The sequence below is a fragment of the Chryseobacterium sp. UF-290 genome, from assembly GCF_058245615.1.
The window spans coordinates 112,529-138,860 of the sequence record NZ_JBSICB010000010.1 but is presented as its reverse complement, the minus strand read 5'-3'; the positions used below and the strand labels follow the sequence as shown (position 1 = coordinate 138,860).

The following is a 26,332-nucleotide window of genomic DNA, read 5'->3' as shown; positions in this document are numbered from 1 at the left end:
TTTTTTAGCAAAAAAAGTTGTACAAAGTTACGGAAAAATAAGTGTTTGTGAAAGTGATAATTTAAAAGCCTTATCCATGGTAATTCAGTATTTTTCACTAATTTAGAAAAAGCCAAAACCATTTACCAAATTACCGATCATGGCCGTTTATATCTTAAGTAACCGGAAAATAGTCCGTCATAAAGGAGAAAAAGTAGATTCTTTTTCCAATGATGAGTATTCGATCCCCAATTTCAGGATTGCCAAATGTGATTTTGACCATTATAAAGAGCCTACCGCACAGGCCAAAAAGAAGAAAGATTACACGAACAGAAATATCTTGGACTACAAACTATTCTCAGAACCTGAAAAACAGGGGTACGAAGAAGTCCTGGAAGTCCTGTTGAGTGAGAAGGGAATTGAAAAGTCCTCACTGACCGCTAATAATCTCGGCGGAACCCAGCGAATGTTTTACGAACTTTACAAAAACATGTCATCCACAAAGGACAGAAGTGATGTATTGATCTTCATTCATGGATATGCTTACACCTTCGACGATGAATTAAAGGCCATTCTTGATCTGAAGAAGCTTTTCATTGACAATCCTGCTTCTCCTGTAGAGCACATCCTGTTTGTAAGCTGGCCGGCATCAAGCAGTATCGTTCCGCTGACTTATTTTGATGATAAGGCTTCCAGCATCAATTCCGGGACATCATTGATGAGATTATTTTATTTCTACACTCAGTTTTTAAAAGATATTTTCTCTAACCATGATCTTGTACCATGCAATCAGAGAATCCATATTGTGGCTCATTCTATGGGAAACAGGGTGCTTCAAAGCATGCTGTATAGCCTGAAAAGAGAGAATATCCTGAGAGTGATCGATCAGGTTCTTCTGCTGAATTCTGATGTAACATACAAAGTGTTTGAAGATTCTGAAGATTCCTTCAATAAGCTTCCGTTACTGGCCAACCGTATTTCCATCTATCTGAACAGAAAGGATACCATTCTGGGAATATCACAGTTTACCAAAAACATCCTTACCCCAAGATTAGGTAAAAACGGGCCGAGTGATATTGATAGGTTCAAAGATATTGTCTCTGTCATCGACTGTACTTTCGTAAAAGATGATCTTTTAAGCGGCTTCAAATTTGAAGTAGGGAACCATTGGGGTTACCTTTCCAGCTCACAGGTCCAAAATGATATTTTTCAAAACCTGTATGGAATTGACAGAAACCTTATCACCAATAGATCAAAAAATAACGAAAATATTTTCACAATTATTTCTTAATGATATATTAAAAAAAACTTATAAAATTTGCCATATGTTAAAGTTACAGCACGACTGCATAATGGCATGGAGATTGCCAATTCATACTTCAGAGAATTACAATTTTTTTATCATGAGAAAGATTAAAAAAAACTTTTCTTATATCTTGAGGTATATAAAGAAGGCCATCTTTATAAAAGATGTGATTTAAACTGAGTATCCACCTATAAAATACAGGTTTTCCAACCCCATCATTATTCTTTAGATACCTACGAACTACCGTTACAATTCCTACATATGCTTGCAGGAATTTATTTCCATGCGATTATTTTTCCCCAAGTGCAGGATAAGGTTACACGATACATTTTGATTTTAGCCTTTTTGATATCAATATAAAAACCCCGCATTCTGTTAAAATATAATAAATAATTCACCAGATATTGTATAATTCAAAAAGGTTTTGGATATTTACCTATCAAATTAAAATATCGGTCATGAAAAATCTAAAAAAATTACAAAAAGGAGAATTGAAAACAATCAAAGGAGGAATAATCCCTATCGGATGCAACAACTGGGACCCAAGAGCCAGATGCTGCAGAGAATGGGATGCCGACCATTGGAACAACCCTGTATGTCCACAGCCTTAATGCTCTTATATTTTGAACCAAAGTAACTCATTTCTGAGATCCAGACTTGTTTCAAAATTATTGACAAATAAAGCTCCAGTGCCCAAACCTTGAGGCATTGGACTTTTTTTTGTAAAGGTATATTGCGCAATAGCATTCAGCCCTATATTGCTTTCCAACGCCGAAGTAATCCACCAGCCTATATTTTGATCTTCTGCGAGGGAGATCCATTCATCCGAACCGGCAAAACCACCTGCCAAAGCAGGCTTCAGAATAATATATTGCGGCCGTATTGTCTCCAGTAATCTTTTCTTTTCTAAAGGATCGGCAATGCCGATCAGCTCCTCGTCCAAGGCAATCGGCGTGGGTGTTTCAGCACAAAGTTGTGCCATATCATCCCAGTTTCCGGCTTTAATAGGCTGTTCAATGGAATGAATATGCAGGTCAGCCAGCTGCTGTAAAACAATTACCGCTTCTTCCTTGCTGAATCCTCCATTAGCGTCTACACGGAGCTCTAACTGATCTTTAGAGAATTTTTCTCTTAATTGCTGAAGAATGATATGCTCCGATTTCCAGTCGACGCCAATTTTCAGTTTAATACAATGGAATCCCTTTTCCAGCTTATCCTGAATCTGTTCTTCCATATAGCCGACATCTCCCATCCAGATCAGTCCGTTGATCGTAATGGCAGATCTTCCTTCTGTAAACTCGCTCGGAAAGTATAGGTTCTCTCCATGTTTCAGATTCAGGACAGCCTGTTCATATCCAAACCATATGGATGGGAACTCCTTCAGCTCTTCCTTTAAATATGCAGGATCTTTTCCAATATTTTCACAAAGCCATTTTAGCTTTTCTTCATAATCCGGTCTGTCATCAAAACTCAATCCTCTGAAAATGGCACACTCTCCTATTCCTTTTTTTCCGTCTTCCGAAATTGTAAGGATGAAGGTTTCCTTATCAAGCAAAACGCCTCGAGATGTTCCACTCGGGCGTTTAAACTGTAATAAATATTTTAAATATGTTGCTTCCATCTATTTTACGCTGTCGATACGCATAAACTCTTCCGCTTTTTCTACCATTTCAATACTTCCGCAGAAGAACGGAATTCTCTGGTGAAGCTCAGTCGGTTCCACTTCCAGAATTCTTCTGAATCCATTTGTAGCTTTTCCTCCGGCCTGTTCTGCGAGGAATGCCATCGGGTTACATTCATACAGCAGTCTTAATTTACCATTCGGAGCCTGAGAGTAAGATGGATAGATATAGATTCCTCCCTTCAGCATATTTCTGTGGAAATCAGCAACCAGAGATCCTATATATCTTGAAGTATAAGGACGGTCACCTTCTTCCATCTGACAATATTTAAGGTAATTTTTTACTCCCTGAGGGAATTTGATATAGTTCCCTTCGTTGATGGAATAGATTTTTCCGCTCGCAGGAAACTTCAGATTCGGGTGGGAAAGGTAATATGTTCCTAAAGAAGGATCCAATGTAAATCCGTTCACCCCGTTTCCTGTCGTATACACGATCATTGTAGATGAACCGTAGATCACATATCCTGCTGCAATCTGGTTGATTCCTTTCTGTAAGAAGTCTTCCAGCTGTACAGGGGTTCCGGGTTCTGTCACTCTTCTGTAAATAGAGAAAATAGTCCCTACGGAAACATTCACATCGATATTGGAAGATCCGTCCAAAGGATCGATCAATACCACATATTTACTTAAATGTCCGTTTTCACCACATTTGATATCGATAAAGTCATCGTTTTCTTCTGAGGCGATACCACATACCACTTCTCTCTGCGAAAGCGCTGTGATAAAGATTTCGTTGGCAAGAACATCCAGCTTCTGCTGCTCTTCTCCCTGAACGTTTTCATTTCCGGCCATCCCCAGAATATCTGCAAGTCCGGCTTTATTTACTTCTCTGTTTACAACTTTTGAAGCCAACCTTATAGCACTTAGAAGACGGGAGAACTCCCCTGTGGAATACTGAAAATCTTCCTGTTTATCAATAATAAATTCTCCTAGCGTCTGTAATGATTGATCTGACATATTTTACTTTTTAGGTTTTCCCAAATTTCGGAAAATTTATCACATTAAGAAAATTTAATTACAAACGATGTTATCAGCTGTTTTTCAGCACAATACATATAAAACACAACATAATATCAGATAAACCCCGGTCACCATACAACCCAATTAGTTATCCCAGGATGATGAAAAATTCAAATGTTTCACAACTTATTTATCTGTGATTTGGTTGACAGCATAATACAAGTTTTTACAATAAAAAATGGCCTTTAAAGTTATCAAAACAAGTAAGGATCTTACTGAAATAACCAAAAATATACAGTACAGCAGGAATTCCCAGCCTCTTTCTTCCGGCTTCCCGGCAACAATTGCTTTATTTTAAGGAAATCTTAATTCTATCGGGGCACTCGACTATTTCATATCTCGTTGTAAATTTATAATTTTGACGTCCGTAAAAAACTCATGTAATTTTTTATCTAACAATTTTATTTTTAACAATTTAATGAAAATTTTCAAGTTTGGTGGAGCGTCCGTAAAAGACGCCGACAGTGTGAAAAACGTGTCTATGGTTCTAAAAAGCCAGGGATTTGCCAAATGTTTGCTGGTGATTTCAGCAATGGGCAAAACGACAAATGAGTTGGAAAAAGTTGTAGAACTTTATTTCAAAAAGGATAACTATCAAACTGAGATTGAAAAGATAAAACGAAAACACATTGAGATTGCGGAGGGTCTGTTTCCTGAAAATCATGCGGTTTTTGCTGAGATCAATCTCTTTTTCGATGACATCGACTCTTTTTTAAGGCGAAATAAATCTCCTAACTACGATTTTGTCTATGACCAGGTAGTAAGCTGCGGAGAAATGATTTCCACTAAAATCGTAAGCGAGTACCTGAACGAGATCCAGTTTACCAATCAATGGCTGGATGCCAGAGACTACATCAAAACAGATAATTCTTACAGAGAAGGTGTTGTAGACTGGGTAAAAACGGAGGAATTCATTTCCCGTTTAAATCCTGAGATCTGCTATGTGACTCAGGGATTCATCGGTTCTGACAACAATAATTTTACGGTAACGCTGGGAAGAGAAGGGTCTGATTACTCTGCCGCCATTTTCGCTTATTGTTTAAATGCTGAAGCGATGACGATATGGAAAGATGTACCGGGGGTAATGACTGGAGATCCAAGAAAGTTCAGCGACGTCTCTCTTCTTTCGAATATCTCTTATGAAGAGGCTATCGAGATGGCTTATTACGGGGCGAGCGTGATCCACCCTAAAACTTTACAGCCATTACAGCAAAAAAACATTCCTTTTTATGTAAAATCTTTCGTAGACCCTACGAAGGAAGGAACGAAAGTAGGTGCTTCAGACAAGAACCAACAGGAAGAAACTTATATTTTAAAGGAAAACCAGGCGCTGTTGAAGATCTCTACAAGAGATTTTTCTTTCATTGCGGAAGATCATATGAGCTTAATTTTCGGATATCTGTCCAAATATAAAATCAAAGTTTCCCTGATGCAGAATTCTGCCATTTCACTGGCTTTATGCCTGGAGGATAAATTTAATCAACTGGATGAGCTCAATGAAGAGCTTCAAAAAATTTTTAAAACCGAAGCAATTAAAAATGTATCTTTATTCACAGTAAGAAATGCGAAGATGGATCATATTGACAGATTTTACCATGAAAAAAATGTATTATTGGAACAAATTTCCAAGAATACGCTTCAAATGGTAACACAATAATATTAATTGCGACTAAACACACATGAGTTTAATTTCGAAAAACGATCTGATCAAAGCTTCCGGCTTAAGTAAAATCGGGTTCCTCAAGAACCCGGTAGCATCTGCTGTGATGAGCATTGCTAAAATAAATGAAGTAAATAAATTATACGATAAACTAAAAGACAAGGAAGGCAAAGACTTTTTCGACTCATTTGTAAGAGAAAGAAACCTAAGCTATGTAGCTTTTGAAGAGGATCTGGCAAAGATTCCGAAAACGGGACCATTTATTCTGGTTTCCAATCATCCGCTGGGTGCGATCGACGGAATTTTAATGTGCAAGATCCTTACAGAGGTTCGTCCGGATTTCAAGGTGATGGGTAATTTCCTTTTGGAAAAGATCAAGCCTATGGAACCGTATGTAATCTCTGTAAACCCTTTTGAAAACAGAAAAGAAGCTTACAGCAGCTCTTCAGGAATGCGTGAGACCCTCAAGCATTTACAGAATGGAGGCTGTGTAGGTATTTTTCCTGCGGGAGAAGTTTCCAACAAAAACAATCCTTACGGAGAAATTTTAGATAAGGAATGGGAAAAAACGGCACTTAAGCTTATCAGAATGGCTAAAGTGCCGGTAGTTCCTATGTATTTCCATGCGAAGAACAGCCGTCTTTTTTATCAGGTGGCTAAGCTTCACCCGAATTTGCAGACCCTGATGCTTCCCGCTGAAATGATGAATGACAGGGAGAAACCGATCAGAATCAGAATCGGGCGGCCGATCACAGTAAAGGCCATGGACGAAATGGAAACGATCGAGGAATTGGGAGAATTTCTGAAACGTAAGGTTTATATGATGAAATCTTATTATGAAAAAAGAAAATCCCTTGCCCAGAGTATCAACCTTCAGAATCTGACGGTAAAATTTCCTTTATTAAAGGAAGAAAATATCGTTCAGAACATCATTGATGAAACTCCTGTTGAAGACATTATGAAAGATGTCGACAAACTGAGAGGAACGGATAAAATGCTTTTCAGCAACGGAAATTATGAGATCTACTTTACAACCTATGAAGAGATCCCTTCGATCATGAGGGAGATCGGGCGCCAGAGAGAGCTTACTTTCCGTGCGGTAGGCGAAGGCAGTAATCTTCCGTTCGATCTGGATGAGTATGATAAGCATTACCATCACCTGTTCCTTTGGGATAATGGTGAGAAGAAACTGGCAGGCGCCTACAGAATGGCTCTTGGCAGAGAGGTCATGAAGAAATACGGTATCAAAGGCTTTTATACAAGCTCTTTGTTTGAGTTTGAGCAGGACATCCATCCTTTCTTCAAAAAGGTAATCGAAATGGGCCGCGCTTATATCTGCCAGGAATATCAGCAGAAACCTCTTCCACTCTTCCTTTTATGGAGAGGAATCGTACATGTATGCCTGAGAAATCCTGATCATAAATTCCTGATGGGAGGAGTAAGTATCTCCAACAAGTTCTCAGAATTCTCAAAGTCTCTGATGATCGAATTCATGCGTTCAAATTACTTTGATTCCGCAGTGGCTCAATACATCACTCCCAGAAATGAATATAAGGTAAAGCTTCGTGACAGGGATAAAAACATTTTCTTTGAGGAAATGGAATCTGATCTTAATAAGCTGGATAAGATCATTGATGACCTTGAACCTGAGCTGAGACTTCCTGTTTTAATCAAAAAATACATCAAGCAAAATGCTAAAGTGATCGCTTTCAACGTTGACCCTAACTTCAATGATGCCATCGATGGATTGATGTATATCCGTATCAGTGATCTTCCGGAAAACACGATCAAACCGGTATTGGAAGAGATGAGCGATCAGATCAGAAAAGAGCAGGAAAATAATCCGGCTGATAATCAGTAGGTTTTTAGTTTTTATCAAAAAAAGTACGATGAATACTTGCTTTGTATACTAAAACTTACTACTTTTGCATCACTTTAAAACAACGAAGTAAGTCAAACAAAAATATAATGGTTTCTTAGCTCAGTTGGTAGAGCAATGGATTGAAAATCCATGTGTCCCTGGTTCGATTCCTGGAGAAACCACTTGAAAACCTCTGATTATTCAGAGGTTTTTTTGTTTTTTACATACGACTCCTTTTTCCACACTTAGTTTCTTTCGGAAATATTGAAAAACTAATACTAAAGTATAATATATCTCTACGTAACATATTGTTTAAAAAAATTAATCAAAAGTATGGGAATTAATTTTTTATTTGACAAGTAAAACTTAATTTAGTATGGTAAACCAAATTACAATACTATTATGAGAATAAAATTACTAGCCGATACTTTTCTGGGTGTCGCTCTGCTTGTTTTTCAATCATGCGCAGAAACCACTATGGTAGCAGAGGACACTGTTGCTACGCAAAAAAATGTCTCAGCTTTAAAAAACGCATCGTCCTTCAGCGTTCCGGTTGCGGGAAACTCTTTTTTAACAGTAAAGCCTTCGGGAGCCAGCGAGGTTATCACCTCCACCAACTTAGGTAACTGGACGAACTCCAATACTGTTATCAGCACTTATTTCAGGGTGAGTAATATGGGAATATTAAACATCGGGTTAAAAGCTTCTGTTCCTTCGGGCACAAGTGTTGTAAAAGTAACTGTAGGCAGCACATCCAAAAATGTTACTTTAACAGGACCAGCTTATACAGACTACACCGTTGGAGATTTTACGGTTTCCACTCCGGGTTATGTAAAAGTTGATCTTCAAGGGGTCTCTAAAACCGGTGGGTACTTTGCAGATGTTACACATGTTACTTTCAGTGGAACAGCCTCTACAGGAACCAATATTTACAGTAATGATCCTTCTTACTATTATTGGGCACGTAGAGGACCTTCCTGTCATCTGAACTACGTAATTCCAACCACCAATAATATCAGTTATTATTACAACGAAGTAACAGTTCCTGCAGGAGAAGATAAGATTGGCTCTTATTTTATGGCAAATGGCTTTAGTGCGGGCTATTTTGGAATGCAGGTTAACTCTGCTACGGAAAGAAGAATTTTATTCTCTGTATGGAGCCCATTTGATACAGATGATCCCAATAATATTCCTCCTGACCACAAAATTATTCTAAACAGATCCGGTACAGGAGTAACGATCGGAGAGTTTGGCAATGAAGGTTCAGGCGGACAGAGCTATTATAAATATAACTGGAGTGCAGGACAGACCTATAAATTCTTATTAAAAGGTGAACCGGACGGTAGCGGAAAAACAGATTTTACCGCCTGGTTTTTATCACCGGATACTACAACATGGAAACTGATAGCCAGCTGGAAAAGACCTCAAACCAGTACTTATCTTAAAAGCTTCTATAGTTTCGTTGAAAATTTTAACCCTGAAAATGGATATCAAGGCAGAAAAGCACAATTCAAAAATCAATGGGTAAGAACTTCAGACGGCAACTGGGTAGCCATTTCCGGAGCAAAGTTTAGCGTGGATAACACTTATAATGCGCAACAAAGAATAGATGCAATGGGAGGAACAAGTGGCAATGCTTTCTTTTTGCAAAATGGAGGATTTTTTAATACAACTGTTGCTCCCGGATCACAGTTTTCTATTGCCGCACCTACGCAAGCTCCGAACATAAATTTTTCAACCCTCCCTTAATATTATAACCTAAAAATAACCGGCCAGTTACTTTATAATAAAATAACTGGCTTTTTATTTTCGATTTAGTTTCCTAGTTCAGTTGGTAAATCAATGGATTGATTAGATGAATTAAAAAAAATGAAGAATTGGAAGTTCAGAAAAATTCACCATGATATTTTAATTTTAATAGTTCATTTTTGTATTTTAATGATGCTAAAAAATACAATTACTAAAATGCATGGCGAAGATCCAAAGCAGAGTACGGGCTTTATAGGAAAGGCCAGCCAAAAGCTACAGGAAAGAAACATCCATGTAACAAAACGAATTTCTTTATCTAAAAATCCATCACCGGATTCAATTGCTTTTGTGGGTATAGCCGGACAATTCTATACTGTAGTGCTCGCCGGCATTCAGATCAGTAAATTTTCATCAAAAAATTAATTTGTTATGAATACAGGTTCACATTATAAGCTTTATCATTTCATTCCGTGGACCAGGAAGAAAATCTATATAATGCTTATTTTAAGCATTATTCCTACCTCATTATTTTATTTTTTGGAATGGAAATGGCTGGCTATCCCATGGGTTCCTGTAGCACTGCTGGGTACAGCCGCAGCCTTTATTTCAGGGTTTAAAAATACCCAAACCTATAACCGAAGCTGGGAAGCCCGACAGATTTATGGAGCCATCATAAATAACAGCCGCAGTTTTGGTATCCTGGTAAAAGATTTTATAAGAGTTAATGACAAGGTACAAGAAGCAGCAATACATCAGCAGATTATCTACCGCCACTTTGCCTGGCTTACTGCATTAAGATTTCAGCTCAGAGAAACAAAGAGCTGGGAACATGTAAAAACAAAAAGCTACAACAAGGAATATTTAAAGTATTATAAAGTTCCGGAATGGGAAAATAATATTGAGGATGAGCTCAAGCCTCTTTTAAGTAAAGAAGAGCTAGATTATATCCTTACTACAAAAAACCGTGCAGCCCAGATCATTTCTTTACAATCCACCCAATTGAGAACATTGAATGAAGAGGGCAGAATTTCAGATTATAATTATACAGCCCTGGAAAATCAGCTCAAAGAATTATATGATCAGCAGGGAAAATGTGAAAGAATCAAAAACTTCCCCTATCCACGGCAATTCTCCAGCATTAATCTATATTTTACAAATGCCTTGTGTTTTTTACTGCCTTTAGGGTTTATCGGAGAGTTCTCAAAAATGGTGGAAAAATTTGGAGAAGGCATCGTCTGGCTTACAGTTCCGTTTAGTGTATTGCTAGGCTGGGTATTTTTGGTTCTGGAACAGATTGGTGAAAATACAGAAAACCCGTTCGAGGGTAATGCAAATGATATCCCGATTACACAAATCAGCAGGAATATAGAAATTGACTTACGTGAAATGTTTGGTGAAAGAGAATTACCCCCTGCCCTACAACCTGTTAATAATATTTTAATGTAAAAATTCAGGTTATATCACAGGCAAAATTTAGTATAAAAAAACAAAAATATGAGTATAGAATCTGTAAGAAAATGGTATCCAAGAGCTTTAACATCCGTTGATACGGTCAACCGGCTGTTAGACACCATTGAAAAGCATTTAGAATTAAAACCTAATCAATTGATGCATGCCGACAGCATGTGCTGTGATGATGTTAACGCAATACAATATCCACCGAGGGCCTATGAAATGCTGGGTCCATTTCATTTGGGAGGGCTCGATGGTTTTCCTTTTGCAGGTCTTACGGGAATGGGAGCATTTGCCCATCATGTACCAGAGGATGGAGCCGTAGTCATTTTTTATGCACCCCATATCGGAATTACTAAAAATGGAGAAATAGGAGAAATCAGCAGAATAGGACAAAGTAGTAATTCAGCCTGCTGTGGTGCAGCAAAAGGGGCATTAGGAAAACTGGCAGCAGGGCAAATCATAGAAGGTAATATCACTTCACTGGATTTTCAGATGAATACCATAGAGCAGATATTTCTTCATAGTAAAGACAGGATCCTGAATGCTGAGAATCAGATTTTCGAAGCTACCGAAGTAATGTATGAAGCTATAGATGATCGCATTGAAGTATTGGTAAAAGAAACCAACTATCCCTGTAAATACGTGATTTTGGTAGGAAGTATTTTTATCAACGGAGACAAAGATATGGGATCATTCTGCCAATATAAAAAGTTTGAATATATCAACCTGGAAACCCAAGAACGGAAAAGCCTTATGAAAGAATATTATGAATAATTCTCCGGGCCTACATGAAATTTCCTGCACCTCTATAAATAAGCATCTCTAAATAGATGATTTAGGAGCTTAACAATAAAAAAGAACCAAATCCCTGATGAACAAGTGTTTAAACCATCCTATAAGCTACAATAACATATTTTTTCAAAAAATAACAATAAAAACTTGCGTGGTATTGGAAAATCTTATACTTTTGCACCCACAATAAACAACAAAAGAAATGGTTTCTTAGCTCAGTTGGTAGAGCAATGGATTGAAAATCCATGTGTCCCTGGTTCGATTCCTGGAGAAACCACTTGAAAACCTCTGATTATTCAGAGGTTTTTTGTTTTATATCTCTCTCATCTGACTATAATGGACATAAAGAAAATGGATCAGGCCCAAAATTTGGGGGCTAAGCAAAAAGTTTAGCTAATCTGAATAGAAAGATGTAAAATCTGCTTCTTCAACATTTTTGAACCAATGTGGCAGTTTAGTCATCGCTACAGATTTTGAAATATTTTGATTATAAATTTTTCTAAGTCCGTCGGTCAATCGATACGCTTTTTCCAGGTTTGGACTCTAATAATCTATCTTTTAAGTCATCAGGAATGCTGCTTTTTTCTCCAAAATAAATATGAAGTTCAGCATTATGTTCTTGTGTTTTGATAATATCAAAGTGTTCAACTAATAATTCAGGAAGTAATAATTTAAGAAGTTCGTGATCGCCTAACATCATGCAAAGATACAGCAACTTAACATTTCCCCCAAATTTTGAGACTGATCCAAAAGTACTTTAAAAAAGAAAAATACCAAATAATTAATAACCTGCCTACAATATGGCAGGTTTGTTTTTATAAACATTATGAAACTACTACATTATTTGTAGTTCACTATAATATTCCCAAAAGAAATTTTAATACGCCAAGTTCTGGCGTGTGTGAGGATTAGCTTTGCTCTTGGAACATTAAAACAAAGTATTAATTACAAAACACAGCTTATGAAACTATTTGATGACGAATGGAGTGATGATCTCTCTGAGTTTAAAATCATTTCCATAGAAGATTTAAACAAGGGATTTGTGGGAGATAAGAGTTCTTTGGGAGATACTATCATCAACAAAGATAACTCTCCTGATTACAGAAGTCCATTCCATGATTATAGAAACACTCCTTTAGGTTATTCATATTTGACAGATAATCCTGTATCTGTATTTGCTTCAACTGGAGTCAATGAGAAAGGAGAAAAGGGATATGAGTATTATGCAGAAGTTCTGCCTTGTGAAACAGGATCTCAAGTTTACGGAAGCTATCAGGCTAACGCAAGAAAGAAACAGGCTTTATTCCTGTTCTATGAGAAACCCAATCCTAACAAATCTAACTTCTCAGGTGACTTCTATATTGCCAAGATGGGAGATTACTTCGTACAGCTATTTAAAAGGTTTCCAGAGCCATTACCTTCCAGTATTAATGGTCAGTTTTTCAGGAATATCACTTCTATGGAAGATGAAGCTGCTTATTTAGCTCAGTTGGCTCATACTTTTGAGAAAGATAAGATTGATGCAACTCTTGTTCATCAGGCTTTAATGAGGGAGTATCAGTTTTATACAGGTGACAGAAGATTTGAAGAGATTATTGGAAATATCTCATCTATTCCTGCTAATGCCATTGGGTGGTGTGCTGAAAAGTTAGAAGCTTTTAAGCCTACAGAGAAAAATTACAATCCTGAAGCTAAAGATTATTCTCCACTAATTCCTATTATAGGAGGTGTTGCAGTTCCTGTTAATATGAATAAAGCTGCGCAGTTTTTTGAAAACTTAGGTGACAATCCTTTTGTTCAGGGGGCAGAGGTTGCTTTTTCACAGGTATGGTCTATGGTGAAACAGGCAGCAAGTAAGGTTAAAGATGCTTCTGTAGACCATCTTCCCGATGCATTTAAAAAGCTGATCAATAAAATTACCGGAGTTATTAATGATATTAGATCCTTTCTTACCAATGTAACAGATGATCTTAGTGAATTGGTAAAACAGGGAGTAGAGGTTCTTAAATTAGCTAATGCCTTCTATTGCGGTGTTAACAGTGGACTTATCAGTCTTATCCAATGCTTACTTTACATTTTAGAATTCCTTTTACAGCCTACAACTACTTTTTCTTATAAGCAGTATCTTGAAAGAAGAGATTTAATGGAAAAGGCAGAAGATGTAATAGACTGGGTAACAGAGAATGTACCTAAATTCTTACAAGGAGTTAAAGACCTATTCAAAGCCAGTGGAAGTATTTCTCAATCTGATATGGAAGGAATACTGGATAAGATGAAAGAGTATTTTGGTGATGTTTCAAGATATACAGTAGCTTTTTATGTAGGCATTTTTGCCTTTGAACTACTAATTAATATTCTGTTACTTATTTTTACAGAGGGTGCAGGGAATGTGGTAAAAGGAGCTACTTATGTACAAAAAGCAGCAAGTGTATTAAAGGTTCTGGCAAGAGAAACTGTTTCTGTAGCTACATTAGGAATTACAGATTTACTGGCTTTTCTTTCAAGATTTATTATTAGATTTGGGAAGGCATGCGCTAAGGGATTTAAAGGATTTATCAGGTTCATTGAGAAATTATTACAGGGTGCTAAGAATGGTGCTAAAGCAGAAGATTTAGCCATGACAGCAGAGGAGATTGAAGAAATTGTGTTACAAGGAAAGAAAGCTCAAAGCATTTTTAACATTCTTGCCAGTGCAAGAATAGGGTTTAAAAAGCTTGGTATTGAAATTCTGGCTAAAGCAGATGGTTATCTTCTGAAATGGAGAGAAAAACCTATTTTCAAAGGAGATTTTAAAGAGGTTAATGCATTCTGGAATAAGATTCTGAAACCCAGAATTGGGACAGGTACTGGAAAACTTGTTAAATATTTGGAGGTTCTCCCTTCAGATATGGTTAAACAAGAACATAATATGTCTTGTGCCGCAGCTTGTCTTAGACAGTTAGCTAAAGATAATGGGATGGAGTTTGAAGAGGCAATTGTACGAAATTTTGCTAGAACAACAGAGGAGACAGGAACTTATCCTGATGGGATGATCGATGCAATGAAAGAAATTTTTAAAGATTTTAATATTGACTTTGGAATGAAATTTAATCCGAGAATGACAGATATTGATATGGCTAAAAAACTCTCGGAAGAGGGTAGTTGGATAGCTTTTATTTTACCTAAAAACTCAAGTACCCAACATGCTATTATTGTTGATAAAATTATAGATAATAAAGTATATGTACGGGACCCATGGCCTTCTATTGATTCTAAAAAGGGAACCATAGGTGTAATGGATCTTGATGAATTTGAATATGTTTGGAAGTACGCGCAGAATTGGTGTTTCAGAATAATAAATAAAAAAAAGTAATTATGAATAAATATGAAAATTTAATTAATGAACTTGAAATTGAAGGTTATATAGGTTATATAAGAGAGTTGGGAAATATTAAATTTATTTTTGGTGGTATTCCTGATGAAGAAACTTTAATGAAACCTAACCAAAGTTTTAATATCTTCATTGAAGGCATTTTCAAAATTGAATATTTTATTGGACATGTTAAAACAGAAAAAGAGTTTAAGACATTTGAAGAACTTCTAAAGTTTGTAAGACAAGTTTTTCCAATAGAAAACTAACTAATTTTCTAATAAAACCACTTTTGAAGTAATAGTAAAAAAGTGGTTTTATATAATAATTTATAATAACAGCTAATGATGAAATATTTTGTTTGTTTAATTCTAATCTTTGCAGCACATACTATCTCTTTTTCACAACATAAACAAACTGTAGAAAAAGACATAAAAGAAATCACTAATTTTTTAAAAAATGATAATTTAATTTCATTTTTTAAAAAACATCAAAGTTACAGGCAATTACTGGAGGACTATCTGAAAAACGGTGATACATTGCGATATAAGAGAATGTCTGATAGCTTGGACTATAAATATAACAATGCAATGTACGGCGATAACATTATACAAAATTTTCTTAATTGTAAAAAAGTATTTACGGTTGATAACAAAAAAATTAAGATTGACTGGAAACATTCTTTTGTGAAAGAAATTTTAATAGAAGAAAACAGAATCTCAAAAAATGATCTTAACCAAGAAATTTTTATTCCCGTAAAAGTTTTGGTTTCCAATACTCAAAACAATGACTTAGTGATTATGAATGTTAGCTTAATTTATGCTAAATCGGGGCCTCTAATGTCATTTAGGATTTTAGAAAATATGCATATTGGGTTTTCTTCCATAAAAGAGTATGTGAAATTTGAAAATGAAAAAATGGAAAAAATGCTAACAAATGGTGTACAAAACGGAGTTAGAAGTCATCTAAAAAGAATAGACAATTCTGAATCTTATCCTAATAAACAATACAAAAAAACGTATATCTCAGAAAACAATAATGCCTATAAACTAATCCTAACTTTTGAGACAAAAGAAGACACTACATTTCTACGACTCGTAAATAGGATCATAAATGGTAATCTAAAGCATCATAAATCATTTGGACAATGGGAAAACTGGGAAGGAATTATCATCTTTAATCCATATGGCAGTGAAACCACTTGGTATATGTATGAAGATGAGAGAAAAATAACATGCTTTTCTATTGATTCTTATATAACAGATATAGACAAACTGGAAATGATTACTTTTAATCAAACTAAGAACGATGAGAGATAGAAGCATTGTTTAAGGCTTCCCAAGCCTGTGTAATTCAAAGGATATCTATTTTTTATTTTTGAAGGAATCTACCATAGAACGTAGTGATAGCTTTGACAAATCTATCTCCCATAGCCGCTGATTTTCATTAATTACCCGCAGCGTTCTGCTATTCAAATCAAATTCGTCGACAAAACAACAGTAAAGCAGCCGTAAAAGACTTTTAGGATTTACATCTTCCTTCTTATGCATATAAAAATAAAGAAAAGGGGATTCGGCTCGCTTTAAGTTGAGAGAGATAATCTGCTCCTCTCCATAAAAATGGTTACCTACTCCCCACCCACTTAATCGTTTTACTCTTCCTTTATTAGAGATAACATATTTACCTTCAAAACCTGGTAATGACTTCCAGTACTCATCCGGTCGGTCATTTAAGGATAAATCCAAAACGGCTGGTGGATTCTTCTTATTAATACGAGGTTTACCCAGTTTTTCCCAAAGAGAATCGTTGAATATTTTTTTTGAATTACGTATTGTTCTAACCTTGGCAGCATATTCTTTATTTCTTTTCTTAAGCATATCATTAGCAGACTGTAAGGTGAGTTTCGAAATATCTATATTCCACTGTGAATCACTTTCGTTTACAATCACCAAACCTTTGTCTGTTAGATCAAATTCTTCGACAAAACAATAATAAAGCAATCGGGTAATTGCTATATGATAATTTCGTCCCTTACAGCTTAATTTAGTATAAAAATAATACGGTTTATTATCAGGCTTTAGTACAAAAAGTGATATAATATGCTCTTTCCAAAAAGTTTTGTTTCTATTCTCCGTCCAGCTGTTTAGCCGTTTTATTCTTCCTTTGTTGGAAATGGCAAAATACTCTTCGAGATCAGGAACTGGTTTCCATTTTTCACCAGGAAGATCTTGCACCGACAAATTCATACAGGCAGGCGGATTGCTCTCATCAATTGGTGGTTGCCCGAGCCTTTTCCAAAGACTTGTATTGAGTACTTTTTCCGGTTTACTTTTAGTTTCAGGGATAAAATCTTCTTTAATAGGTGTATAGCCTTTTACAAACCAGCGGAATGTTCCCGCAGTAGTCCTTTTTTTGTTGATAACGGATAGAATATGAGTGTGATAGATTCCTAAAGTTTTACTTGCCGCATAAATATTATCATAACTGCCCACAAAAACACCATCAACCGTATAGTGGCTCACTGCCTGCTGATAATTCCCCTTCTTTCCTCTACCTGTGTTCAGTGCTTTACTCCGTATCTCATTGGCAGTTGCCCTTTCCAAATTACTAAAATGTACATTAAACCTATTTTCATCTTTAAAAGACATGCGAAATGAAAGATCATCCATATCAAATTTTTCAACAAAATGATAATAGACTAAACGGGCTACCGACTTTCCATATACCCTTCCTTCAACAGAAAGGTTACATCTCACATAAAAAAAATGAGCCTTTAAATGTTTATTAAAATATCTAAAGGCTTGTGGTTTCATAATCCTATCCAATATTTTCTGCTCTCCTCCATTGGGAGCTGAAACCCACCGCTCCAAACTTTTTATTCTCCCATGATTAGAAATAGCATAATTTTCAAAACCTTCTATGAACTTCCATTCTTCACCCGGAAGATCTTTTAAGGAATGATTGGAAAGGACTCTATTTACGTATTCATCTCCTAATTCAGTAGGTAGTTTCATAAGCCGAAAATTTCTATTGTAAATTACTTTGATATAATCCAATATCTAATGTAACGAAATTTTATAAGATCAAAGATAGCTCTCGTTTTAGTTTAACTATTTGAGCATTTCATTTATGTATATTAAAATTTGTTTGCTACTTACTAAATTTATATATTTACAAAGCAATTTGAAAAATAAATCGTCTAATTTCCAAAGGTGGAATAATCGGTTACCTAGTAAATTAAAATTTCTTAAAACCTTTATTAAAAGGCTATAAGAAAAAAAACATATATTCCTGGAGAAACCACTTGAAAACCTCTGATTATTCAGAGGTTTTTTGTTTTATATCTCATACTGAAAAGGGTTATAATCCTGGCTCAAAAACTTATCAGCTGTTCAGCCAGCTTAGACATTCGGCAATCTGCATCTTGCTGACAAAAACCTCAGCATTCACTTCAGGTTCCGGAGAAAGCTTCAGCTCTACTTTCTGGCTGGAATGTTTAATAATTTCCGTGACCGCTTCCTTATTGACGATAAATTTACGGTTTACTTTAAAGAAAACCTGTGGATTTAATTTTTGAATAATATCCTTAATGGTATCATCATAAATATAGGTCTGATGATCTTTTGTGGTCAGGAAAAGGTATTTTCCCGATGCAAAAAAATAAGCCGTATGATGCTCATCTACTGATTTAAGCTTATTACCTTCTCTTACCATAAAGCGTTTCATCATTTCAGCATCTCCGGCCTGCTGTAATGTAGACATAGATTTCAGGGTTGGCTCCGGATCGAAATTGTTTCTTATAGAAATGAATTTCTGCAACGCCTTATGCAGATCTTCTTCTTCAAAAGGCTTCAGAAGGTAATCTATGGTGAAATGCCTGAAAACCCTCATGGCATATTCATCAAATGCTGTTATGAAAATGATAGGGGTAAAAAGCTCCACATGTTCAAAGATTTCCAGGCTCATTCCGTCACCAAGATGAATATCCATAAAGACAAGATCTGCCGAATTGTTTTCGAAGAAATCTATTGCCTGTTTTTTTGACCGAAGAATAACTATCTCAGTGACAGGAACTATATCCTGCTTATCCAAAAGGTCTTTCAGATAATTAACAGCCAGCAATTCATCTTCTATAATGGCAATTCTCATAACGGTACAAAAGTACAAAAAAACCGCTAAAACAATAAAGTTCAAGCGGTTTCAAAGGTATTAATATGAAATACTATAAATTAGGATTATTTCTCTTGGCACTCATAGGATATTCTATGGTATATCTCGGATCATTCTGCTGAAGAATATATTCCTGACCGTTTACGGTGTGACTTATCTTTTTCTGATCAGCTCTTCTCAGATCGAACCAACGCTGCCCTTCCAAAGCAAATTCTCTGAGTCTTTCATCCAGAATAAAGCTCATAAATTCTGTAGCGTTCATTGGATTGATCTGACCCTGAACCGAACTGTAACCATCTGCAGTATATCTGTTCTTTAAAACATTCAGGAGCGCTTCTTTTGCCTCATCAAGCCTATTCTGCTTCAGCAGGGCCTCAGATTTTATAAAATACAGTTCTGAAGTTCTGAAAGACACCCTGAAATCAGAATTTCCGCCTTTGATCACTTTATATTTGCTGCCGTTCTTTTCAAAATAAAGCCCGAATCTTTTATCTGTTGTGCTGTTATATTTTGAAAGCAATTCCGCAGATGCAAAGGATAAGTTCTGTACAGAACTGTTGAATGCATTATCCAAAGCCAGAATAGATTCTATGGAAGCATAATGATTAGGTGCTGTATTGGCCGTATTCAAATCGCTTATATCTCCTTTTATAGCCAGTGCCTGCTCTGCATAGCTTAAAGCTTTATTCCAGTCCCCCTGGTAAAGAGCCGTTCTTGCCTGAAGCGCCAGCAATGATACTTTGGAAAACCTGTAGTTCATCCCGGCAGTCTGCTTTTGTTCTACCATCATCCCTTCTGCCTTTGTCATATCAGCATGTACCTGGTTGTAAACCTCCTGCACAGTGGAAGGCTTCAGTACCTGCTCAAGGTCAATATCAAGGGTAACAGGCACCCCTCTGTCTGTAGCTGCCGTAGCACTGTTATAAGACTTTCCGTACAGATTCACCATATCGAAATAAGTATAAGCACGCAGTGCATAAGCTTCCGCTAAAATCTGCTGCTTTTCCGGGGATTCTGCCATTGTCTTGCTGCCTTCATTGATGATCTGATTCAGATAAAAGATCACGGAATAAAAGCTCACCCACGGAAATTCCGTAGTTGCCTGATCTGTATTGGAATCCTTCCACATGGCAATTTCACGGTAAGAGATGAAGTCACTTGTATTCTCATCAATGTTTACCTCATCTGTACGAAGTGCCGAAAGAGACCTGTGTGCAGGATATTTTGAATATGCTGAAGTAAGTACTTTTCTGTAATCCTCAACAGTAGTAGGAATCACTTTCCCTTCAGGCTGAATATCTAAAAATCTATCACATCCGATGCTGGTAAAACTGATTACCGCCAATGCTATAAATGTCGTTATTTTTCTCATTTTTTTAAGTTTTAAAAAGAAACATTAAATCCTACCGTAACAGACTTTGTAATAGGCTGTGCATAAATATTACCGTATGTTTCCGGATCAAAATATCCTTTATATCCATTGCTGAATACAAACAAGTTACGTCCTTCCACGCTCAGTCTCAGCGCGCTGATTCCCATAGGCGCGGTAAACTCTTTAGGAAGCGTATAGCCTAAACGGATGCTGCTGATCCTCACATAGCTGATCTCTTTTGCCCATACATCCAGCAGACTGTACGCATTGGAACGGTTGCCCGTAAACCATTTGTTCGCCATCCAGCCGTCAGGATTCGCATCCATATCAGGACTGGTAATCCCCGGAAGTGAGGTCCCCGCTTCATAGATATCTCTTGTATAGTTTCTGCCTCTGTCCAGTTCAGATCCACGGTAAGAAGGAGTTCTCATTACCGTCTGCTTCAGATTGAAGGTTGCTGAGACCGTAAGATCAAAATTACGCACCTTGAAAGTATTGATAATACCTCCTGTAAATTTCGGATCTCTGTCACCAATATAAGTGAACATGCTTCTTAATTCCGCATTGGAAAGCTTCGTATCTACAAGCTGGCCCGGAAGGAAATCTGCATATACATCATAAAGCTTAAAGAAATCTGCTGCAGATATCTTTTCATTTCCTTTCCAGAACATTGGATTTCCGTGTTCATCCATTCCTGCTGTTTTCAGGGCAAAAACAGCATTTACCGGAAGTCCTTCTCTTGAAGGAAGCAATGCATTGTCACGAGGCTGCTCGCTCAACACCTTGCTCTTGTTATGGGCAAAGTTGATCGTGGTATTCCATTTGAAATTCTCATGATCGATATTTCTTGTGGATAATGCCAATTCAAAACCTTTATTCGTCAGGCTTCCCCAGTTCATCATCGTATATTCGAAACCGGTTTCAAGCGGCGTTTCCTTCATACTGATCATATCCGTTCCTTTTCTGCTGTAAATATCAGCGGTAAGGTTGATACGGTTTTTGAACAATCCTAAATCAATCCCGAAGTTTACATTCGTTGTTTTTTCCCAGCGAAGCTTATCATTCGGAGGACTGATTACATTAATGATCCCTTCTTTGGTCCCCGGAAGAATCGTTGCATCGCTGTATTCCCCGATAAAGAATGGTGAAGTGTTACGGTCAATATTCCCTTGCAGACCATATGAAGCTCTCAGTCTAAGGTTAGAAATCGCATTCACATTCTTCATAAAGTTCTCCTTCGTTACCAGCCATGATCCTGAAACTGCCCATATCGGTAAGTACTTATACTTTTTATTTACCCCGAATAAGTTGGTCCCGTCATATCTCACACTTCCAAAGAAAGTATACTTCTGGGCATAAGTATAGGAAGCCGTAGCAAACATGGAAGCATAAGCATTTTCTACAGGAGGCATTTCACGGTACGTTTCATACTTTCTCTCCGCAGCAAAGCTTGAGCTTGGAAAAACAATAGCTGTCGCTCTTCTCGTCGTAGGATCGTAACCGAATGCTCTCGTAATGGTTGTGTTATCTTCTGTTTTACGGATTTCCGTTCCGGCCATCAAATCAATCTCATGTACGGAATTAATTTTCGTACTGTATGTTCCCTGTAATTTCCAGTTGTATTGGAAAAAATCATTATCCCAGTTCTGCTTTATGGCACCGTCCGGTAAAAAGTAATGGTAAGCGCCATCCTTATAGTAACGGGTACCTTCTCTCATCTTTCTGGTAAAGTAAGTATTCTGAGCCGCATACTTCTCCGTTTTATTGGTATCGTACTGGATTCCCAACTGTGAAGTGAATCTCAGGCTTTTGGAAGCTTTATACTCTAAATCCAGGATTGCTTTTATTGAATTATTATTCAGCGTATAGCTCGTATTTCCCCTTTCTTCCAGGAAGTTGAAAGGAATATACCGGTCATCAAAGCCATCGATATCCCTGTCATATCTGTAGCTTCCGTCTGCATTGTAGGGAGTCAGATAAGGATTCGCATTTCTTGAATAATTGACAGGGCTGATATTGGCATCAGCATCCGTAATGAATGATTCACGCTCACTCTGAGTCCCGAAAATAGAGATTCCCGCATTTAACTTATCACTGATTTTATAATTGTTTTTCAGGGTAAGGTTATAACGTTTAAAACCTGTACCTATCGTTGTCCCTTCTTCATCATAATACCCCAGGGAGAAATAGTAATCTGAACGATCGCTCCCTCCGGACAGGCTTACTCCATACTGCTTATTGATCGCATTTCTGTACAGCAGCTTCCCCCAGTCGGTATTGCTGTTTCTCAGACCATTGATCTGCTGACGTGTCAAAGGATTCAATGCATTCAGACCTCCGTTTCTGAAAGCATCAAGCTGATTATTCTGAGTTAAAATCCTCATCACTTCCCCTTTGTCATCACGATAGGTAAGATCGGCACGTTTGGCAAGCATTAATTCCAGATCCACTTTTTCAGAAGCATTCAAAAGGTTCAGCTTATCAAAATCGGGACGTGATGTTACAAAAGTATCTGCTGAAAAGTTCAGTTTCATACTCCCCTTCCTTCCCTTTTTTGTTGTAATGGAAATTACCCCGTTAGCTGCTCTTGCACCATAAATTGCGGTAGCTGCGGCATCTTTCAAAATGGTAATATCTTCGATATCGTTCGGGTTTAAGCCTGCAATGGAAAAATTCTGCAGCTGATCGATATTATCCTTATCGGTAAAGTTAGGTACATCATTTCCCTCCAGCGGAAGACCATCGATCACCCATAGCGGATCCTGCGGACCGGAAAGGGAAGCTGTTCCCCTGATCCTGATCTTTGCCGGACTTCCCGGAGCTCCTGTTTCCGGTGTAACTGCGACCCCTGCAATCTGTCCTGACAGCATCTGGTCAATACTCGCCACACCCGCCTGGCTGATATTATCCATCTTAACGGTGGAAACAGCTGAAGTCTGCTTACGCTTTTCTATTTTCTGATATCCTGTAATGATAACCTCCTGGATCTTATTTTTATCTGAAATTTCAGGATTTAATCTTATTGTATAATGCGTCTGACCTTCATTGATCTGAATAACTCTGGACTCATAGCCCGGATAGCTTACCAATACAGATTTTGTATCTGCAGGAACTTCCAGGATAAATTTTCCGTCCTTATCGGTTACCGTACCTACTGATACGCTTTCAATAATTCCTTCCAGCTCGGTTTTTGTAGAAACAGACTGTGTTTCTATTTTTATAGATGCCCCGGTAATTACTTGAGAAGAATTTCCGTCTTCTATTTTTCCGGTGATGGTTTTCTTTTGTTGGGCCAATGCTATATTAGCAGCCAAAAGAGGTAAAAGTATTAGAGTTTTTTTCATTTCCGATTATTTGTTTAAAGCCTCTTCAATACGAATGATTAAATCTGTATAATGAGCTCTGGAAGCATCATCTCCTTTATATCTTGTCCTGTTCAGCAAGTCCAGCACTTTCTGCAGTTCCGCTCTTTTGTAAGTGGTCACTTCAGACACTCTTTTCATGGATGAATAATTAATATTCCTAAGGTTTCTGTCTTCTCCATGGAAATTACAGATGAGCGGCATATTCAGGGTATTATCCACTTTCAATCCTTTCACGGCTGTTTTTTCAAACAATTTGTTGACTGAAACGATCAGAGCATCCACATAGTTCTTCTGCGTCATCCTTTCAAGAATGGTCAGGGTTCCTTTTTTGTTAAAAACCGAACTTCTTACCTGGTCAAAAAGGTTCTCCACCGTATATGTTTCTTCTTTCGAACCTGAAATCTCATGCTTCAGTTCATTTTCAAGCAATCTAAGCAGCCTGTCATCCATAAACAGGGAATAAATATTAGCATACTGCATTCCTCTGGCTAAAGTATACGGAGTCTGCTCGAAGGGACCCATTGGTGAATTCTTAACAGGATACGTCTTTTCTGTAATCGGGTTAAAGAACAGCCACTCCGGAATGTTAATGGCATTTTTTACAAGATAATCAACCGCTCTTTTCTGTATCTCTGCAGGGACTGCTTCGTACGCTTTTTTATTGTTTCCGAAAACCGTATTGTTCAGATAAATTCCTCCGACATTCGCCATCACATGACCTGTATACAGATCCCACTGCCCGATCACTCCTAAATACAGCTTACCCGCATCTGTATAATCTTTACCGTCCTCATACGTCCATTGTAAAAGATTATCCACAACAACTTTCAGGTTTTTCAATCCATATTCGCTGGCTTTCATCGCATCATTCCCCAGATCTTCAGATTGCGAGCGCGGATCAATGGTTTCTAAAGAACTTTGCTGCTCACCATAAAAATATAATGGGTCATCCTGATGCTTTTCGATCAAATTTCTGAGTGCTTTTTTCTCAGTGAATTCATCCGGATACCAACGGTACCCCCATTCTATAGCATATTTGTCATAGATCCCGATTTTCGGAGTGATTGCTGTTACTCCATCTTCCGGCTGCGCCACGTAATTGTAACGGGCATAATCCATGATGGAAGGTGCTGTACCACCCATTTTATCGGTAAACTCTTTTGAGCGCAGAGATTCTACAGGAAATGCAAATGAAGATCCCATATTATGCTTCAGTCCGAAAGTATGCCCTACCTCATGAGAGGATACAAAACGGATCGCTTCGCCCATATATTCATCACTGAATTTATTTCCTCTGGCTTTCGGATCTATGGGTCCGATCTGAATTCTCATCCATTCCTGAAGGGAAGTCATTACGTTGTGCCACCAGATAATATCCGCCTCAATGATCTCTCCACTTCTCGGGTCCACTACCGAAGGTCCCATCGCGTTCGATTTAGGTGAAGCAGCATAGGTAATCACCGAATATCTCACATCATCAATATCAAAATCTTCATCTTTTTCATCCGGCATTTTGGCGATAACGGCATTTTTAAAACCGGCCTGCTCAAAGGCAGCCTGCCAGTCATACACTCCTGCGATGATCTTTTCACGCCATTGCTTTGGAGTGGCAGGATCAATATAATAAACGATCTGTTTTTTCGGTTCTACCAGCTCACCCCGCAGATATTTTTCTTTGTCTTCGTCTTTCGGCTCCAGATTCCATCTGGTAATGAAGAATTTCTCATCCATTTTCTGCTGACGGTCATTGAAGGCCCAGTGCTTTTCATTGAAGAAACCTACCCGCTGATCAGAGATTCTTGGCTTCATAGGAGTCCTGGAAAGCAATACCAGATTGGTTGTCACCCCCAATGTTACAGGCAGGTCTACTCCACCTTCGTTCACAGAGGTCGTCAGCTGGGACTTTACCACAAGATTCTGAGGAAATGTCTTCACTCCTTCGATGTAAGAAAGGTTTGACTTTACTGATCCCCCTAAGCCTACATTCGCAAGAACATCATTAAAGCTCTTCTGGTTTCCGTCAAAAACCTTGTTGACTTTGATCGCTACCGTTGTAGAGTCATTGTTCTGGGCTTCGATATCAAAAACCTCGATCACAGATTCTGAAAAGTTATCTTTTACAGATTTTGTAATCGCATCGTTCTTAGGAGACGATACTTTTACATCCGAAGTTTTCACCCAGACTTTTTTGGCGACGTTGTCACGGTGAAAAGAAATGATCTTATTCTCATAGTTCATTCCTTTATTCAAACCAGCCTCATTCACCTGCATCGGTACCTGAGACAGTTTATTGACCACCAGAAACTGGCGCCCCATCAGGCTGTCCGGAATTTCAAAATAAACATCCGTTTTTACCTGGATCGTATTAAAAAGCCCTTTTTTATAAGTTCCTTTTTTGATCAGGTCTTCAATTTTTTTGGTTTTCTTTGATGATGAAACCTCAGTCTTCTCGGTTTTGTCTTTGTTAACCTTTACCGTATCTTTTTTCTGAGCCACCGCCACCGGTGAGGCTATGGCCAGTCCCAAATACAGCGCCAGTCTGTAATTCTTCATTAAAATAGTCCGATTCATTC

At 37.5% G+C, this 26,332-nt stretch carries 19 protein-coding genes and 2 tRNA genes; 13 read left to right on the top strand and 8 right to left on the bottom strand.

From position 1 onward, the window contains the following. Positions 1-139 precede the first annotated feature (139 nt). Together AC4IF5_RS13435 and AC4IF5_RS13430 are read left to right on the top strand one after the other, a co-directional pair. The gene (locus AC4IF5_RS13435; RefSeq protein ID WP_490735300.1) at positions 140-1,270 is read left to right on the top strand and encodes an alpha/beta hydrolase; all 1,131 of its coding nucleotides are present in this window, start codon (positions 140-142) and stop codon (positions 1,268-1,270) included. A 473-nt stretch (positions 1,271-1,743) separates the two neighbouring features. After that, positions 1,744-1,896: a bacteriocin-like protein gene (locus AC4IF5_RS13430; protein ID WP_490735298.1), complete on the top strand. Its 153-nt coding sequence runs from the start codon at positions 1,744-1,746 to the stop codon at positions 1,894-1,896. A 5-nt stretch (positions 1,897-1,901) separates the two neighbouring features. Here the strand turns inward: AC4IF5_RS13430 and AC4IF5_RS13425 are convergent, their stop codons facing one another. Both AC4IF5_RS13425 and fbp read right to left on the bottom strand, forming a co-directional pair. Continuing rightward, positions 1,902-2,906, bottom strand: a complete 1,005-nt coding sequence (locus AC4IF5_RS13425) for an o-succinylbenzoate synthase (RefSeq protein WP_490735296.1) — start codon at positions 2,904-2,906, stop codon at positions 1,902-1,904. Next, positions 2,907-3,923 (bottom strand): class 1 fructose-bisphosphatase, encoded by a 1,017-nt coding sequence (fbp, locus tag AC4IF5_RS13420; RefSeq protein ID WP_490735294.1) that lies wholly within the window; start codon positions 3,921-3,923, stop codon positions 2,907-2,909. Between the two features lie 481 nt (positions 3,924-4,404). Between fbp and AC4IF5_RS13415 the strand changes: the two genes are divergently transcribed. From AC4IF5_RS13415 to AC4IF5_RS13380, 8 genes are all read left to right on the top strand, one after another. Continuing rightward, positions 4,405-5,643, top strand: a complete 1,239-nt coding sequence (locus AC4IF5_RS13415; protein ID WP_490735293.1) for an aspartate kinase — start codon at positions 4,405-4,407, stop codon at positions 5,641-5,643. Between the two features lie 22 nt (positions 5,644-5,665). Continuing rightward, positions 5,666-7,507 carry a bifunctional lysophospholipid acyltransferase family protein/GNAT family N-acetyltransferase gene (locus AC4IF5_RS13410; protein WP_490735291.1) on the top strand — a complete coding sequence of 614 codons (1,842 nt, stop codon included), beginning with the start codon at positions 5,666-5,668 and terminating at the stop codon, positions 7,505-7,507. A 109-nt stretch (positions 7,508-7,616) separates the two neighbouring features. Then, positions 7,617-7,689: transfer RNA gene (locus AC4IF5_RS13405), tRNA-Phe, on the top strand. A 220-nt stretch (positions 7,690-7,909) separates the two neighbouring features. Then, complete coding sequence (locus AC4IF5_RS13400; protein ID WP_490735289.1) at positions 7,910-9,256, top strand: DUF3472 domain-containing protein; 1,347 nt, start codon at positions 7,910-7,912, stop codon at positions 9,254-9,256. Positions 9,257-9,472: 216 nt separating this feature from the next. Next, a complete protein-coding gene (locus tag AC4IF5_RS13395; RefSeq protein WP_490735287.1) occupies positions 9,473-9,679 on the top strand; it encodes a hypothetical protein in 207 nt (68 codons plus the stop codon). 6 nt (positions 9,680-9,685) lie between these two features. After that, complete coding sequence (locus tag AC4IF5_RS13390; RefSeq protein ID WP_490735285.1) at positions 9,686-10,702, top strand: bestrophin family protein; 1,017 nt, start codon at positions 9,686-9,688, stop codon at positions 10,700-10,702. Between the two features lie 48 nt (positions 10,703-10,750). Next, the gene (locus AC4IF5_RS13385) at positions 10,751-11,485 is read left to right on the top strand and encodes a hypothetical protein (protein WP_490735283.1); all 735 of its coding nucleotides are present in this window, start codon (positions 10,751-10,753) and stop codon (positions 11,483-11,485) included. A gap of 222 nt (positions 11,486-11,707) precedes the next feature. Then, positions 11,708-11,780 (top strand) — tRNA-Phe (locus tag AC4IF5_RS13380). Positions 11,781-12,002: 222 nt separating this feature from the next. Here AC4IF5_RS13380 and AC4IF5_RS13375 read toward each other — a convergent pair. Beyond that, on the bottom strand, positions 12,003-12,203 hold the full coding sequence (locus tag AC4IF5_RS13375; protein ID WP_490735282.1) for a hypothetical protein: 201 nt from the start codon (positions 12,201-12,203) through the stop codon (positions 12,003-12,005). Positions 12,204-12,464: 261 nt separating this feature from the next. Here AC4IF5_RS13375 and AC4IF5_RS13370 point away from each other — a divergent pair, with 261 nt between their 5' ends. The 3 genes from AC4IF5_RS13370 to AC4IF5_RS13360 all read left to right on the top strand — a co-directional run bounded on the left by AC4IF5_RS13370 (position 12,465) and on the right by AC4IF5_RS13360 (position 16,171). Further along, positions 12,465-14,855 (top strand): cysteine peptidase family C39 domain-containing protein, encoded by a 2,391-nt coding sequence (locus AC4IF5_RS13370; protein ID WP_490735280.1) that lies wholly within the window; start codon positions 12,465-12,467, stop codon positions 14,853-14,855. A 2-nt stretch (positions 14,856-14,857) separates the two neighbouring features. Then, complete coding sequence (locus AC4IF5_RS13365) at positions 14,858-15,121, top strand: hypothetical protein (RefSeq protein WP_490735279.1); 264 nt, start codon at positions 14,858-14,860, stop codon at positions 15,119-15,121. A 75-nt stretch (positions 15,122-15,196) separates the two neighbouring features. Next, complete coding sequence (locus AC4IF5_RS13360) at positions 15,197-16,171, top strand: hypothetical protein (protein WP_490735277.1); 975 nt, start codon at positions 15,197-15,199, stop codon at positions 16,169-16,171. A gap of 45 nt (positions 16,172-16,216) precedes the next feature. On the opposite strand, the gene AC4IF5_RS13355 is transcribed toward AC4IF5_RS13360, so the two are convergent. The 5 genes from AC4IF5_RS13355 to AC4IF5_RS13335 form a co-directional block, all read right to left on the bottom strand. Next, positions 16,217-17,866 (bottom strand): NUMOD4 domain-containing protein, encoded by a 1,650-nt coding sequence (locus tag AC4IF5_RS13355; protein ID WP_490735276.1) that lies wholly within the window; start codon positions 17,864-17,866, stop codon positions 16,217-16,219. A 370-nt stretch (positions 17,867-18,236) separates the two neighbouring features. Beyond that, positions 18,237-19,001: a LytR/AlgR family response regulator transcription factor gene (locus AC4IF5_RS13350; protein ID WP_490735274.1), complete on the bottom strand. Its 765-nt coding sequence runs from the start codon at positions 18,999-19,001 to the stop codon at positions 18,237-18,239. Positions 19,002-19,074: 73 nt separating this feature from the next. Then, on the bottom strand, positions 19,075-20,394 hold the full coding sequence (locus tag AC4IF5_RS13345) for a RagB/SusD family nutrient uptake outer membrane protein (protein ID WP_490735272.1): 1,320 nt from the start codon (positions 20,392-20,394) through the stop codon (positions 19,075-19,077). Positions 20,395-20,405: 11 nt separating this feature from the next. Then, entirely contained in the window at positions 20,406-23,738 is a 3,333-nt protein-coding gene (locus tag AC4IF5_RS13340; RefSeq protein WP_490735270.1) for a SusC/RagA family TonB-linked outer membrane protein, read from the bottom strand. A gap of 6 nt (positions 23,739-23,744) precedes the next feature. Further along, positions 23,745-26,330, bottom strand: a complete 2,586-nt coding sequence (locus tag AC4IF5_RS13335) for a zinc-dependent metalloprotease (protein ID WP_490735269.1) — start codon at positions 26,328-26,330, stop codon at positions 23,745-23,747. Between the last annotated feature and the right edge of the window lie 2 nt (positions 26,331-26,332).

What these genes read in the sequence shown, in the direction of transcription:
- AC4IF5_RS13425 (WP_490735296.1), bottom strand. Translation starts at nt 2,906, where the DNA reads ATGGAAGCAACATATTTAAAATATTTATTACAGTTTAAACGCCCGAGT.
- AC4IF5_RS13375 (WP_490735282.1), bottom strand. Translation starts at nt 12,203, where the DNA reads ATGATGTTAGGCGATCACGAACTTCTTAAATTATTACTTCCTGAATTA.
- AC4IF5_RS13400 (WP_490735289.1), top strand. Translation starts at nt 7,910, where the DNA reads ATGAGAATAAAATTACTAGCCGATACTTTTCTGGGTGTCGCTCTGCTT.
- AC4IF5_RS13390 (WP_490735285.1), top strand. Translation starts at nt 9,686, where the DNA reads ATGAATACAGGTTCACATTATAAGCTTTATCATTTCATTCCGTGGACC.
- AC4IF5_RS13340 (WP_490735270.1), bottom strand. Translation starts at nt 23,738, where the DNA reads ATGAAAAAAACTCTAATACTTTTACCTCTTTTGGCTGCTAATATAGCA.
- AC4IF5_RS13385 (WP_490735283.1), top strand. Translation starts at nt 10,751, where the DNA reads ATGAGTATAGAATCTGTAAGAAAATGGTATCCAAGAGCTTTAACATCC.
- AC4IF5_RS13395 (WP_490735287.1), top strand. Translation starts at nt 9,473, where the DNA reads ATGCATGGCGAAGATCCAAAGCAGAGTACGGGCTTTATAGGAAAGGCC.
- AC4IF5_RS13415 (WP_490735293.1), top strand. Translation starts at nt 4,405, where the DNA reads ATGAAAATTTTCAAGTTTGGTGGAGCGTCCGTAAAAGACGCCGACAGT.
- AC4IF5_RS13365 (WP_490735279.1), top strand. Translation starts at nt 14,858, where the DNA reads ATGAATAAATATGAAAATTTAATTAATGAACTTGAAATTGAAGGTTAT.
- AC4IF5_RS13430 (WP_490735298.1), top strand. Translation starts at nt 1,744, where the DNA reads ATGAAAAATCTAAAAAAATTACAAAAAGGAGAATTGAAAACAATCAAA.
- AC4IF5_RS13370 (WP_490735280.1), top strand. Translation starts at nt 12,465, where the DNA reads ATGAAACTATTTGATGACGAATGGAGTGATGATCTCTCTGAGTTTAAA.
- fbp (WP_490735294.1), bottom strand. Translation starts at nt 3,923, where the DNA reads ATGTCAGATCAATCATTACAGACGCTAGGAGAATTTATTATTGATAAA.
- AC4IF5_RS13345 (WP_490735272.1), bottom strand. Translation starts at nt 20,394, where the DNA reads ATGAGAAAAATAACGACATTTATAGCATTGGCGGTAATCAGTTTTACC.
- AC4IF5_RS13350 (WP_490735274.1), bottom strand. Translation starts at nt 19,001, where the DNA reads ATGAGAATTGCCATTATAGAAGATGAATTGCTGGCTGTTAATTATCTG.
- AC4IF5_RS13355 (WP_490735276.1), bottom strand. Translation starts at nt 17,866, where the DNA reads ATGAAACTACCTACTGAATTAGGAGATGAATACGTAAATAGAGTCCTT.
- AC4IF5_RS13335 (WP_490735269.1), bottom strand. Translation starts at nt 26,330, where the DNA reads ATGAATCGGACTATTTTAATGAAGAATTACAGACTGGCGCTGTATTTG.
- AC4IF5_RS13360 (WP_490735277.1), top strand. Translation starts at nt 15,197, where the DNA reads ATGATGAAATATTTTGTTTGTTTAATTCTAATCTTTGCAGCACATACT.
- AC4IF5_RS13435 (WP_490735300.1), top strand. Translation starts at nt 140, where the DNA reads ATGGCCGTTTATATCTTAAGTAACCGGAAAATAGTCCGTCATAAAGGA.
- AC4IF5_RS13410 (WP_490735291.1), top strand. Translation starts at nt 5,666, where the DNA reads ATGAGTTTAATTTCGAAAAACGATCTGATCAAAGCTTCCGGCTTAAGT.